14 protein-coding genes and 1 pseudogene are annotated in these 12,246 nt (G+C 59.6%); 12 read left to right on the forward strand and 3 right to left on the reverse strand.

Going from position 1 to position 12,246, the window contains the following annotated elements:
• Positions 1-77 precede the first annotated feature (77 nt).
• The 9 genes and pseudogenes from AC1Q6J_RS21380 to AC1Q6J_RS21420 form a co-directional block, all read left to right on the forward strand.
• A pseudogene (locus tag AC1Q6J_RS21380) lies at positions 78-509 on the forward strand (Bug family tripartite tricarboxylate transporter substrate binding protein); the annotation flags it as partial.
• A 61-nt stretch (positions 510-570) separates the two neighbouring features.
• Positions 571-1,077, forward strand: a complete 507-nt coding sequence (locus tag AC1Q6J_RS21385; protein ID WP_492281161.1) for a tripartite tricarboxylate transporter TctB family protein — start codon at positions 571-573, stop codon at positions 1,075-1,077.
• Positions 1,078-1,106: 29 nt separating this feature from the next.
• A complete protein-coding gene (locus AC1Q6J_RS21390) occupies positions 1,107-2,618 on the forward strand; it encodes a tripartite tricarboxylate transporter permease (RefSeq protein WP_492281162.1) in 1,512 nt (503 codons plus the stop codon).
• Between the two features lie 254 nt (positions 2,619-2,872).
• Entirely contained in the window at positions 2,873-4,162 is a 1,290-nt protein-coding gene (gene oxlT, locus AC1Q6J_RS21395; protein WP_492281163.1) for an oxalate/formate MFS antiporter, read from the forward strand.
• 191 nt (positions 4,163-4,353) lie between these two features.
• Positions 4,354-5,556: an ADP-forming succinate--CoA ligase subunit beta gene (sucC, locus tag AC1Q6J_RS21400; RefSeq protein ID WP_492281164.1), complete on the forward strand. Its 1,203-nt coding sequence runs from the start codon at positions 4,354-4,356 to the stop codon at positions 5,554-5,556.
• Positions 5,556-6,440, forward strand: coding sequence for a succinate--CoA ligase subunit alpha (gene sucD, locus AC1Q6J_RS21405; RefSeq protein ID WP_492281165.1), 885 nt, complete (start codon positions 5,556-5,558; stop codon positions 6,438-6,440). Before sucC ends, sucD begins: the two co-directional genes overlap by 1 nt.
• A 575-nt stretch (positions 6,441-7,015) precedes the next feature.
• Complete coding sequence (locus tag AC1Q6J_RS21410; protein WP_492281166.1) at positions 7,016-7,459, forward strand: CBS domain-containing protein; 444 nt, start codon at positions 7,016-7,018, stop codon at positions 7,457-7,459.
• A 91-nt stretch (positions 7,460-7,550) separates the two neighbouring features.
• The gene (locus AC1Q6J_RS21415; RefSeq protein ID WP_492281167.1) at positions 7,551-8,525 is read left to right on the forward strand and encodes a 2-dehydropantoate 2-reductase; all 975 of its coding nucleotides are present in this window, start codon (positions 7,551-7,553) and stop codon (positions 8,523-8,525) included.
• Between the two features lie 194 nt (positions 8,526-8,719).
• Positions 8,720-9,493, forward strand: coding sequence for a fumarylacetoacetate hydrolase family protein (locus AC1Q6J_RS21420; protein WP_492281168.1), 774 nt, complete (start codon positions 8,720-8,722; stop codon positions 9,491-9,493).
• 3 nt (positions 9,494-9,496) lie between these two features.
• On the opposite strand, the gene AC1Q6J_RS21425 is transcribed toward AC1Q6J_RS21420, so the two are convergent.
• A complete protein-coding gene (locus AC1Q6J_RS21425; protein WP_492281169.1) occupies positions 9,497-10,156 on the reverse strand; it encodes a hypothetical protein in 660 nt (219 codons plus the stop codon).
• Between the two features lie 246 nt (positions 10,157-10,402).
• On the opposite strand from AC1Q6J_RS21425, the gene AC1Q6J_RS21430 reads away from it, so the two are divergent.
• From AC1Q6J_RS21430 to AC1Q6J_RS21440, 3 genes are all read left to right on the forward strand, one after another.
• On the forward strand, positions 10,403-10,642 hold the full coding sequence (locus AC1Q6J_RS21430; protein ID WP_492281170.1) for a hypothetical protein: 240 nt from the start codon (positions 10,403-10,405) through the stop codon (positions 10,640-10,642).
• An 80-nt stretch (positions 10,643-10,722) separates the two neighbouring features.
• The gene (locus tag AC1Q6J_RS21435; protein ID WP_492281171.1) at positions 10,723-11,199 is read left to right on the forward strand and encodes a glutathione peroxidase; all 477 of its coding nucleotides are present in this window, start codon (positions 10,723-10,725) and stop codon (positions 11,197-11,199) included.
• Positions 11,200-11,260: 61 nt separating this feature from the next.
• A complete protein-coding gene (locus AC1Q6J_RS21440) occupies positions 11,261-11,500 on the forward strand; it encodes a DUF3297 family protein (RefSeq protein ID WP_492281172.1) in 240 nt (79 codons plus the stop codon).
• A 124-nt stretch (positions 11,501-11,624) separates the two neighbouring features.
• Here AC1Q6J_RS21440 and AC1Q6J_RS21445 read toward each other — a convergent pair whose 3' ends face one another.
• Entirely contained in the window at positions 11,625-11,759 is a 135-nt protein-coding gene (locus AC1Q6J_RS21445) for a hypothetical protein (protein ID WP_492281173.1), read from the reverse strand.
• A gap of 221 nt (positions 11,760-11,980) precedes the next feature.
• On the reverse strand, positions 11,981-12,232 hold the full coding sequence (locus AC1Q6J_RS21450) for a DUF2188 domain-containing protein (protein WP_492281174.1): 252 nt from the start codon (positions 12,230-12,232) through the stop codon (positions 11,981-11,983).
• Positions 12,233-12,246 lie beyond the last annotated feature (14 nt).

A 12,246-nucleotide genomic window follows, 5' to 3' on the forward strand; every position in this document is an offset into this window, starting at 1 on the left:
TCTTCCGTCCCCTGACAGGCCGCCCCGTGACATTTTAACTTTGCTGAGATCGAGACATCTCAACTTTGTTGCAACACGCAGTCCAGCTTGTCGGCAAGCACGTCGATTCCACGGTCAATAATCCGATCGAAGCTGTCGCGCAATGGCGCGGTGGAGCTGTTCGCCCGCTCTGCGTATTCGACGCCAAGCCGCTCCCTTACAAGGACGTGATCGTCGACGGAAAATCATGGGGCGATATTCCGACATGCAAGTCGCAGGGACTCGATGTCGAGTACGTGATGCTGCGCGGGTTCTTCACATCGCCGAAAGCGACCAAGGAGCAGGTCGATTATTATGTGGATGTGTTCAAGAAAGTTCGCGAAACGCCCGAGTGGCAGAGCCTGATGAAGGATGGCGCCTTTAATCAAACCATGATGGTCGGTCCCGAATATTCGGCGTGGGTTGATAACGAACAGAAACGGCATCAGGCCTTGATGAAGGATGCCGGTTTCCTGGCCTCGCCGCAATAATTTCAACGATAAGCCGCCGGCGGACTTGGTCCGCCGGCAAGGCTTCAGCGTGGTGACAAATATGAGCGAGCATTCTTCTGGGGTTGGTCAGCGCGGACCGTCGCATCGGTGGACGGAGTTCGGCGTTGGCGTGTTTTGCATTCTATTCGGTGTGATCACGATTGTCGGCAGCATGAAAGCCGGAGCCGGGTGGGGGCCGGATGGTCCCAAGTCCGGATTCTTTCCCTTCTATATTGGCATTATCATCGTGATGGCGAGTTGCGTGAATTGCATCCAGCTTCTGATGGAGCCCGATGACGGTCGCCTCTTTGCGGATTGGGGACAGCTTCGCCAGGTCCTCTCCGTTTTCATACCGACTACTGTTTACTGTCTGAGCATTCCGTATCTCGGCATTTACGTCGCCTCGGTGATTCTCATTGCCTTGTTCATGAAGTGGCTCGGTAAATACCCGTGGACCACAACGGCCGCCGTGGCGCTGGGCACGCCGTTCGCGGTCTACTTGTTCTTCGAAAAATGGTTCCTCATTCCGCTGCCAAAGGGCCCGCTGGAAGAGTTGCTTGGTCTCTAGAAATTCTCGCCGCGGCTGAGGACATTGATATGGAAGAAATCGTAAATCTGTTTCACGGCTTCGCGACAGTACTGCAGCCGTTCAACATTCTGGTTATGGTTATCGGGATCGTTCTCGGTGTGGTGATCGGCGTGCTGCCCGGCCTCGGCGGTGCGAACGGCGTCGCGATCCTGCTGCCACTGACGTTCAGCATGCCTCCGACATCGGCAATCATTATGTTGTCGTGCATCTATTGGGGCGCTCTGTTCGGCGGCGCCATCACGTCGGTTCTGTTCAACATACCGGGCGAGCCGTGGTCCGTGGCTACGACATTCGACGGTCATCCAATGGCGCAGAAAGGCAAGGCCGGCGAGGCGCTCACTGCGGCGTTCACTTCATCATTCGTCGGCGCATTGTTTGCCGTGATCATGATCACGCTGGTTGCGCCGTTGGTGGCGAAATTCGCGCTTCAGTTCGGGCCGGCGGAAAAATTCGCGGTGTTCTTCATCGCGTTCTGCAGTTTCATCGGCATGGGTAAGGAGCCGCCGTTCAAGACAATTGTCGCGATGATGATAGGTTTCGCCCTAGCGGCTGTGGGCCTTGACAGTATCACGGGACAATTACGCCTGACCTTCGGTTTCTCCGAAATGCTCAGCGGTTTCGATTTTCTGATTGCGGTCATCGGTCTCTTTGGAATTGGCGAGATCCTTCTCACCATGGAGGAGGGGCTCAATTTCAGAGGCAAGCCGGCCAAAATCAACGCGCGGGTGGTGTGGGATACTTGGAAAGAGCTCCCGGGCTACTGGGCGACGTCATTGCGCTCGTGCCTCATCGGCGTGTGGATGGGCGTGTCACCGGCCGGTGCGACGCCTGCTTCTTTCATGAGCTATGGCATCGCCAAGCGCATGTCGAAGCAGGGCAAGAATTTCGGCAAGGGTGAAATCGAGGGCGTGGTCGCGCCTGAAACTGCGGCGCATGCCGCAGGCACCGCTGCGCTGTTGCCGATGTTGTCGCTCGGCGTTCCAGGATCGCCGACGGCCGCGGTGCTGCTCGGCGGATTGCTGATCTGGGGATTGCAGCCCGGACCGTTGCTGTTTGTCGAGCAGAAGGAATTCGTATGGGGCCTGATTGCCAGCATGTATCTCGGCAATTTCGTCGGGCTGATCGTGGTGCTGACTTGTGTGCCGCTGTTCGCTGCGATCCTGCGTATTCCATTTAGCATCATCGCGCCCGTCATTCTGGTTCTGTGCGCAATCGGCGCGTATACTGTTCACAACAACACCTTTGATGTCGTGATGATGATGGTGTTTGGCGTGGTCGGTTACGTCATGAAGAAGTGTAACTATCCGATGGCGCCGCTGGTTCTAGCCATCGTGCTTGGGGACAAGGCTGAGGAGGCATTCCGGCAAGCACTGCTTGGATCGCAGGGTAGCCTCGGCGTCTTCTTCTCCAACGGTCTTGTTGGAACGATCATGACCTTGGGACTGATCGCCCTGTTCTGGCCTCTGATCTCGAACGGATGGTCGCGGCTGCTGTCACGCGCGCCGAAAACAGCAATGTAAGCAAAGAGAAAGAGGGTATGCCCTCTGAATCGTGCGTGCCTATCGCGCGACTTTTCTGATAGACTATTGTCCTATCGAATGGCTCCGGCGACCGCCGGAGCCATTTTTCTTTGCGGAAACCCATGATCGCTATGCATAGCTAAAAAGTCGCAGTTCCCTCGAATACCTCTTGCAATCTGGCATATCATATACCAGCCTCCGCGCCTGTAGCGTCTGCCGAATTTTAACAGAGCAAGGGCGCACTCGGAGGAACGATGACGGATACTGTTCATACGGCGGCCCCGGCGGCTGCACGCGTCAGCGATACGTATCGCTGGGTTCAGTTGGCGATCGGCGTTGGCGCCATGGTGATGATCGCGAATTATCAATACGGCTGGACGTTCTTCGTCCCCGACATTCAAAAAAAATTCGGATGGGATCGCGCATCGATCCAATGGGCATTCACGTTGTTCGTGTTGTTCGAAACGTGGCTGGTCCCCGTCGAAGGCTGGTTCGTCGACAAGTACGGTCCGCGCATCGTTGTTCTTGTGGGCGGCATTCTCTGCGCGATCGGCTGGGCGATCAATGCACAGGCCACATCGCTCAACGGTTTCTATCTGGGCATGATTATCGCGGGTATTGGCGCCGGCGGTGTTTACGGTACCTGCGTCGGCAACGCGCTCAAGTGGTTTCCCGACAAGCGCGGTCTTGCTGCGGGCATTACCGCTGCCGGTTTCGGTGCAGGCTCCGCGCTTACGGTCGCTCCGATCCAGGCAATGATCAAGAACGACGGCTTCCAGAACACCTTCCTCTATTTCGGTCTGGGGCAGGGCATTATCATTGTGATGCTCTCGTTCCTGCTGTTCGCACCGAAAGCGGGACAGGTACCGGCGCCGGTGATGAATGCGGCTCTTCAGCAGACGCGCCGTAACTACGCGCCGACCGAAGTCATCCGGCATCCGATTTTCTGGCTGATGTACTTCATGTTCGTCATCGTCGGCGCAGGTGGATTGATGGTGACTGCGAACCTCAAGCCGATCGCCGTGGACTGGAAAGTCGATAGCGTTCCCGTCACGCTGATGGCGATGACGATGACCGCGGTTACGTTCGCCGCGACCATTGATCGTGTCCTCAATGGTCTGACACGGCCGTTCTTCGGCTGGATCTCCGATATGATCGGCCGCGAGAACACGATGTTCATTGCGTTCGGCATGGAAGGCGTCGGCATCTACATGCTCTACCTCTGGGGGCACGATCCGGTCTGGTTCGTGTTGCTATCGGGCTTCGTGTTCTTTGCCTGGGGTGAGATCTATTCGCTCTTCCCGTCGACCTGTACGGATACGTTCGGATCGAAATTCGCGACCACGAATGCGGGCCTGCTATACACCGCGAAAGGAACGGCGGCGCTGCTCGTTCCCGTCGCGAACTACATGCAGCAAGGCTCGGGCACGTGGGACATGGTCTTCATCGTGGCGGCCGGCGCGAACATTCTCGCCTCGCTGCTTGCGGTCATCGTGCTGAAGCCGTGGCGCAAGGTCGTGGTCGCGAAGTCGCAGACGGCCTGATCGATCACGACACACGTCTCAAGAAGCGCGCTCGTCTCTGGATGGGCGCGCTTTTTCTTTTTCCGGCCCGATTGACTCGCACCGGACGAGTGGGCAATCTCTGGTATACATAATGCAAGACAACAATGTGAATCTCATAAGCTCTGAAAACAGGGCGTTTCCTGACCTCGGGTCATGACGGGAGGATTGCAATGAATATCCACGAGTATCAGGGCAAGGCGGTCCTGAAGAATTTCGGAGTGACGGTGTCCGCGGGCGCGCCAGCGTTCACCGTCGATGAAGCAATCGCTGCGGCGAAGTCGCTGCCGGGTCCGGTCTATGTCGTGAAATCGCAGATCCACGCTGGCGGTCGCGGCAAAGGCAAGTTCAAGGGATTACCGGCAGACGCGAAAGGCGGCGTGCGGCTGGCGAAGTCGATCGATGAAGTCGCAAGCTTCGCCAAGGAAATGCTTGGACGCACGCTGGTGACGGTGCAAACCGGGCCCGCGGGCAAGCAGGTCAACCGGCTCTACATCGAGGACGGCTCGGACATCGAGAAGGAATTCTATCTCTCCATGCTGGTCGATCGCGAAACTTCGCGGATTGCATTCGTGGTGTCGACCGAGGGTGGCATGGACATCGAGAAGGTGGCGCACGACACGCCGGAGAAGATCGTGACGTTCTCCGTCGATCCGGCGACCGGCGTGATGGCGCATCACGGCCGCAAGGTCGCGCAGGTGCTGGGCCTGAGCGGTGATCTCGCCAAGCAGGCCGAGAAGCTCACCGCGCAGCTCTACAACGCGTTCGTCGCCACCGACATGGCGATGCTGGAGATCAATCCGTTGGTGGTAACGAAGCAGGGCGAACTGCGTTGCCTCGACGCCAAGATCAACTTCGATTCCAACGCGCTTTATCGTCACCATGAGCTGGTGAAGCTGCGCGACCTGACCGAAGAAGACGAAAAGGAAATCGAGGCGTCGAAGTACGATCTGAACTATATCGCACTCGAAGGCACCATCGGCTGTATGGTCAACGGCGCCGGGCTCGCGATGGCGACCATGGACATCATCAAGCTCTATGGCGCGACGCCGGCGAACTTTCTCGATGTCGGCGGCGGTGCGACCAAGGAAAAAGTCGCCGCAGCCTTCAAGATCATCACCTCCGATCCGAATGTGAAGGGCATCCTGGTCAACATCTTCGGCGGCATCATGCGTTGCGATGTCGTCGCCGAGGGCGTGGTTGCCGCTGTACGCGAGGTCGGCCTCAGCGTGCCGCTGGTGGTGCGGCTGGAAGGGACTAACGTCGAACTCGGCAAGAAGGTCATCGCCGAGTCCGGACTGAATGTCGTCGCCGCAGACGATCTCGACGACGCCGCGCAGAAAATTGTTCGCGCCACACTGAAGGAAGCCGCGTAATGGCCATTCTCATCGACAACAATACCAAGGTGATTTGCCAAGGTTTTACGGGCAAAAACGGCACTTTTCACTCCGAACAGGCGGCGCTCTACGGCACGCGCATGGTCGGCGGAACCTCGCCCGGCAAGGGCGGCTCCTCGCATCTCGGCTTGCCGGTGTTCGATACGGTGGCGCAGGCGCGTGAGGCAACCGGCGCGGACGCCAGCGTGATCTACGTTCCACCACCAGGCGCTGCGGATGCGATCTGCGAAGCGATCGATGCCGAAGTGCCGTTGATTGTTTGCATCACCGAAGGCATTCCGGTGACGGACATGGTGCGCGTCAAGCGCGCGCTCGAAGGCTCAAGCTCACGGCTGATCGGTCCGAATTGTCCTGGCGTGATGACCGCGGGCGAATGCAAGATCGGGATCATGCCCGGGAACATTTTCAAGAAGGGTAACGTGGGAATCGTGTCGCGCTCCGGCACGCTGACCTATGAGGCGGTGTATCAGACCTCCGCCGAGGGCCTTGGCCAGACCACGGCTGTCGGCATTGGCGGCGATCCGGTGAAGGGCACGGACTTCATCTCGATGCTTGAACTGTTTCTTGCCGACCCCGACACCAAGTCGATCGTGATGATCGGCGAGATAGGCGGATCGTCGGAAGAAGACGCTGCGCAGTTCATCAAGGACGAGGCGAAGCGCGGACGCAAGAAGCCGATGGTCGGTTTCATTGCCGGACGCACCGCGCCCCCGGGCCGCCGCATGGGTCACGCGGGTGCGATCATCTCGGGCGGGAAGGGCGATGCTGAATCCAAGATCGCGGCAATGGAAGCCGCCGGCATCCGCGTCTCGCCTTCGCCTGCGCGCCTTGGCAAGACACTGGTGGATGTGTTGAGAGGCTGAGCGGGTATATCACGTCATTCCGGACAGGCCGCGCAGCGGACTGATCCGGAATCCCGAAGAGTTCATCGGAAACTATTTCTGGATTCCTGGCTCGCTCGCAAGTGTTCGCGCCCCGGAATGACGAGTGTGTTGTGTCGTTATGCCCGGGCTTGTCCCGGGCACTTTCGTTTTGAGATTGATTTCGCTTCGTCATTGCGAGCGCAGCGAAGCAATCCAGACGAGGCGATCACTGTGCCTCGCATTCGTGTTTTTGCATCAGCTGTCCTGAGTCGACGGGCGAGGAGCGACTATTATGGATCTTCAACACCTTGATCGCCAGTCACGATGCACAGCACTGCATAAGGCGAAAGAGTGACGAACTTTGCTGCAAAGGGCGAAGTGGTGACGGCATGGTGACCGCTGTTTTGTTCTCGAAAACGCATAACCCCACCGGAGGGTACGCCACCGCAGAATAGGAACTCATTCCGATTGACTCGTGGCATAATGTATACCAATATTAACACGTCGGAGGGCCATCGGTCCTCCTGCATGAACCGTCCACGGGGAAGGTCATCCCCACAAGCGAGGAGGTTGTGATGAGAGTCGGAGACATCCTGAGCAGGAAGAGTACCCGTATCGCCACCGTCCGCATGAACGAAACCGTCGCCACTGCCGCGCGGCTGCTGCGCAATGACAATGTCGGCGCGCTTGTTGTGAAGGACGTCTGCCGCACCGAAGGCAATGTTGCCGTTGGCATGTTCTCGGAACGCGACGTCGTGCGCGCTGTCTCCGAGCACGGCCAGGCCGGCCTCGCGATGAAGGTCTCTGCGCTGATCTCGGTGCAGAAGCTGGTGTCGTGCCAGTCGACAGATTCGATCGAGCATGTGCGCGAACTGATGGCCGAGAATCATATCCGGCACGTGCCGGTGATCGACGACCATACACTGATCGGCGTGATCAGCCTCCGCGACATCAACGCCGCTGACGGCATTGTTGCATATCCCGAGGCCTCAGCGACCCAGCCTGCGTTTGTTGTCTGACGGTTCTCCCTGCAGGGCGCGATCACATGCTCTCCCCGGATGTGTGATTGCGCTCTGCTCTTTTTCGCTTTGCGATATTTCGGGAAACACCATGAAGGTTTGTATTTACGGCGCGGGCGCAATCGGCGGGTATCTCGGCGTGCAGCTTGCACTGGCAGGGGCTGACGTCAGCCTGGTGGCGCGTGGCGCGCATCTTGCCGCGATGAAGGCCAATGGCCTCAAGCTTCTGATCGGCGGCGAGGAGCGCGTGGTTCATCCGCGCTGCACCGATAATCCCGCCGAACTCGGTCCGCAGGATTTCGTCATCATCTGTCTCAAGGCGCATTCGATCACCGGCGTAATCGATGCGATGCAGCCGCTGCTCGGACCGAAGACCCGTATCGTCACCGCGGTGAACGGCATTCCCTATTGGTACTTCTACAAGCACGGCAATGAATGCGAAGGCTCGGCGCTGGAGAGCATCGATCCCGGCGGCCGGCAGTGGAACGAGCTGGGACCGGAGCGCGCCATCGGTTGCGTGGTCTATCCCGCGACCGAGATCGAAGCCCCCGGTGTCATCCGCCATGTCTACGGCGACCGCTTTCCGCTCGGTGAACCTTCCGGCGAGAAAAGCGCCGATGTCGAGGCACTGTCGGCGATGTTCGTCAAGGCTGGTCTCCAGGCTCCGGTGCTTGAAAACATCCGCGACGAAATCTGGCTCAAGCTGTGGGGCAACGTCTGCTTCAATCCGATCAGCGCGCTGACCCATGCCACGCTCGATGTGATCGGCAGCGATCCGGGCACGCGGGCGGTGGCGAAGTCCATGATGGTGGAAGCCCAGACCATCGCCGAGAAATTCGGCATCAGGTTCCGCGTCGATGTCGAGCGCCGGATCGAAGGCGCGCGCAAGGTCGGCGCACACAAGACCTCGATGCTTCAGGATCTCGAGCGCAGCCGGCCGATGGAAATCGATCCGCTGGTCACGGTGGTTCAGGAGATGGGTACGCTGTCGAAAATCCCGACGCCGTCGATCGACATCGTGCTGGCGCTGGTGGCGCAGCGCGCCAAGCTCGCCGAGCTTTATTGAACAGATGGCGCAGTAGGCGGCTCTCCACCGGTCGTCCCCGCGACGGCGGGGACCCATACTCCCTGAGTTGTCGTTAAATCCCGGTAGTCGAAAGAGTTGGTTCGAATATCGCGAATTGAATTGAGTGGCTATGAGTCCCCGCCTTCGCGGGGACGACGAGGGGTGTGGCTCCTCGAAACTCTGGAGATGACGCTGTGACGAGTTGGGTTCGCTTTCGCCATCAGGATCAGATCGGGTTCGGCACGCTGTCGGGCCAGAACATCACCGTGCATCACGGCGACATGTTCGACAGCCCGAAGGCGAACGGCAAAACGCTCGCGCTGGCCGATGTCGAACTGCTCGCGCCCACCACGCCGTCGAAGATCGTGGCGCTGTGGAATAACTTTCACGCGCTGGCGGCGAAGCTGGAAAAGCCCGAACCGCCGGAGCCGCTCTATCTTTTGAAAGCGCCGACCACAGCGGCTTCACCCAATGCGGTGGTGCAGAAGCCCGCCTGGTACGACGGCAAGGTGGTCTATGAGGGCGAACTTGCGATCGTGATCGGGAAGGTTTGCCGCGCGGTCCCGGTCGAAGAGGCTGACGAATTTATTCTCGGCTACACCTGCGTCAACGACATCACGGCCGCGGACATTCTCAACAAGGACCCGACCTTTCAGCAATGGGCGCGCGCCAAGGGATTCGACGACTTCTGCCCGTTCGGCCCGGCCATTGTGACCGGTATCGACCCTGCGTCGCTCACGGTGCGCACCGTTCTCAATGGCGCGGAGCGGCAGTCCTACAAGATCTCGGACATGATCTTCTCGGCGCAGGAGCTGGTCAGCAAGATCTCGCACGACATGACGCTGCTGCCCGGCGACATCATCGCCTGCGGTACGTCGCTCGGCGTCGGCGTGATGAAGGAGGCGGTGAATTCCATCACCGTCGCCATCGACGGCGTCGGTGAACTGACCAACGAGTTCCGGAATTGATGCTCAGCGCGAATTCTCGGGTTCGTTCCGCGTCACCTTGGTGCCGGTGAGCTCGGCGAACGCAGGGCCAAGGCCCGCCATGCGCACCAAGAGCGCGAGGTCGTTCTTCTGCGTGCCGCTGAGTTGTGCGTAGAACGCGCGCGTTGCCGCTTTCAGGCGCGCGATGGCATCGCTTTCGGTATCGAACGAATCGTCGCGGTCCTTCTTCAGCCGCTTCTGATAGTCCTCGATTTGCAGCGTGACCTCGCGCATCGCGGTTTCCACTGGCGGCCAGTACTTCTGTTGCGCGGGCGTGAGGTTGAGCCGCTTCTTGATGCCGGCGATCTGGGAGTCGTTGAGGAACAGCCGCGACGGCTTCTCCGACTTCGCGGCGAGTCTGCGCGGCAGCGTCACCGGCGCGTTGAGCCAGGCGCGCGCGGTTTCATACATGTCATTAGGAACACCGGCGTCCGTGCTCTCCGCCGGAGCAGGCGTGGCGATCACGCGGTCCTGCTTCATTGTCACGTTGGAGACCGGGTAGCGCGCCTCGAACACGGGTTCATCAGGCGTCAGCGAGGCTGACGCTTGCTGGAAGAACAACTGATCGCCGAGCAGCCATCCGCCCACGCCGGCAAGGATGCCTGCGCCGCATGTCAGCACGAGATATGTAGTCCTGATCGCCAATGGATTTCTCGATCGCGGGTTTCCGGTCGCGGAAAGCCGCCAAGTCTGCCGCAAAATGTTGAACAATTGTGGCTTTCCGAGGCTCCGTTCCGGCAGGCCTTGGCGGCACCTTGCCAATATCAGGTAAATTAGCCCATTGGGGCCATTTTCGCAGCGCAAGACAGGGCAGCCCGGATCGGTTAAAGGGAGCGCTGTATCGACAGGTTCCCGCGTTTCGGGATCATCACCTCGTCCCGGAGAACAACAATGAGCGACAAGAAACAGGACGCCGCCAGCGCAATGGCGCAGTACGACGCAGAAGGCCGCGCCGTGCGCGCCAACATGGAAAAGCTGCGGGCGCTGCGGCTCGCCAAGGAAGCCGCGGAGGCCGCCTCGGCGCCCCCGGCCAAAGTCAAGAAAGCGGCGGCGAAGCCCGCCAAGAAGGCGGCCCCGGCCAAGCTGTCCGACTGGCTTGCCAACCAGCAAAAGGGCGGCTTTCGCACCTAGGGGCATGATCTCGAAAAGTCGAAACCGGTTTTCGGATCAGATCATGTCCACACGGCAAGCGGCATGACGGGAGAGCGCCATTGACGACGGTCTACGATTTCTCGGCTGCGACGCTGGACGGCGAAGATCGTCCACTCAAGGCCTATGAGGGGCAGGTGCTGCTGATCGTCAACACCGCGAGCGCGTGCGGCTTCACGCCCCAATACGCGCAGCTCGAGGAGTTGCAACGCGCGCTCGGCCCGCGCGGCTTTTCGGTGCTGGGTTTTCCGTGCAACCAGTTCGGCGGGCAGGAGCCGGGCAGCGCGCAGGAGATCGCGGCGTTCTGCTCGCAGAAATACGACGTGACGTTTCCGATGTTCGCCAAGATCGATGTCAACGGCGACAAGGCGCTGCCGCTGTTCGACCATCTCAAGCGCGAGAAGCCAGGGCTGCTCGGCGCGTCGATCAAATGGAATTTCACGAAATTCCTTATCGATCGCACCGGCAAGGTCGTCGCGCGTTATGGCTCGACCACGCCGCCTGGCGCGCTGAGCCGCGATATCGAAAAGCTCCTGTAATCCGGGACGCTGTGATTTAAGACCAACAAGACTTCAGAATAACGAGAATCAGGATACGACGATGAGCGAATTGCCCGACCGCCTCTCCACCGACCCCCGCAGCCCGTATTACAACGCCGAGGTTCTCTCGCGGGACGTCGGCATCCGCTTCAAGGGTGTTGAGAAGAACAACGTGGAGGAATACTGCGTCAGCGAGGGATGGGTGCGCGTGACCGCGGGCTCATCCAAGGACCGCTACGGCAATCCGCTGACCATCAAGCTGACCGGCCCGGTCGAGCCGTATTTCCGGGACGAGCGGTAAACTCGATTCTGCCGTCGTTCCGCAACGCGGGGGCGACGGCTATTGTCTGCGAACATTAGCGCATTGCCGCACGCTGACAGGCCGCCGGTGCGTCGTCATGGCGGGCGAGCCTGCTCGCCGGAATTCATGGTGCGACGATATAGTATCCGCCGACGACGAGGATGACCGCGAGCAACGCGATGATGCCGAGGACGGCAGCGATGATAGCCCCCAGTCCGTGCGAATCCAGCCAGTTCTGAAGTGCTCTGCCCGCTCTCATGGCGGTCTCTAGTGTCCCGAATCCGAAGTTCGCTTCATCTTGCAGCACCTTTCGTAGCGAACTTCGGATTCGAAGGACACTAGCAATCATAAATTCTAGCGTGGCTTTGGTTCGCAAGTCCGCAACAGAACGAAGCGTAGCACGATGCGGACTTGCGAACCGCCACACTAGAACAGTTTTTGTCTTGAGGGAAACCGGGGTGCGGCAAAAAGGCCGGACGGTTACCGGGTTTTCTTGTCGATCACTTCGGTAGACGGCCGGTCAGTGCCCCGGACGGTTTCCTCGCGCCAGTTACCTTGGCCGTCCTCGAACTGGATGACTTCGGTTCGGCCGGGCACTCGCTGTTCCGCTGCGGCGCGCGCGGCAGCCGCGCGCGCCGCCTCGTGGGTTGGAAAGGTCTCCGAAAACACGTTGTTGAACTTGTAGGCCCAGCCGCCATCGTGTTCGACCACCTCGTAGACCACCTTGACCATCCCGGCACCCTTGG

The organism is Afipia sp. MLSD5-FHT05B12 (assembly GCF_058793355.1).

Bases quoted from the DNA above. Each gene is read 5' to 3' on its own strand.
- AC1Q6J_RS21385 (WP_492281161.1), top strand. From the start codon at position 571: ATGAGCGAGCATTCTTCTGGGGTTGGTCAGCGCGGACCGTCGCATCGG.
- AC1Q6J_RS21390 (WP_492281162.1), top strand. From the start codon at position 1,107: ATGGAAGAAATCGTAAATCTGTTTCACGGCTTCGCGACAGTACTGCAG.
- oxlT (WP_492281163.1), top strand. From the start codon at position 2,873: ATGACGGATACTGTTCATACGGCGGCCCCGGCGGCTGCACGCGTCAGC.
- sucC (WP_492281164.1), top strand. From the start codon at position 4,354: ATGAATATCCACGAGTATCAGGGCAAGGCGGTCCTGAAGAATTTCGGA.
- sucD (WP_492281165.1), top strand. From the start codon at position 5,556: ATGGCCATTCTCATCGACAACAATACCAAGGTGATTTGCCAAGGTTTT.
- AC1Q6J_RS21410 (WP_492281166.1), top strand. From the start codon at position 7,016: ATGAGAGTCGGAGACATCCTGAGCAGGAAGAGTACCCGTATCGCCACC.
- AC1Q6J_RS21415 (WP_492281167.1), top strand. From the start codon at position 7,551: ATGAAGGTTTGTATTTACGGCGCGGGCGCAATCGGCGGGTATCTCGGC.
- AC1Q6J_RS21430 (WP_492281170.1), top strand. From the start codon at position 10,403: ATGAGCGACAAGAAACAGGACGCCGCCAGCGCAATGGCGCAGTACGAC.
- AC1Q6J_RS21440 (WP_492281172.1), top strand. From the start codon at position 11,261: ATGAGCGAATTGCCCGACCGCCTCTCCACCGACCCCCGCAGCCCGTAT.
- AC1Q6J_RS21445 (WP_492281173.1), bottom strand. From the start codon at position 11,759: ATGAGAGCGGGCAGAGCACTTCAGAACTGGCTGGATTCGCACGGACTG.
- AC1Q6J_RS21450 (WP_492281174.1), bottom strand. From the start codon at position 12,232: ATGGTCAAGGTGGTCTACGAGGTGGTCGAACACGATGGCGGCTGGGCC.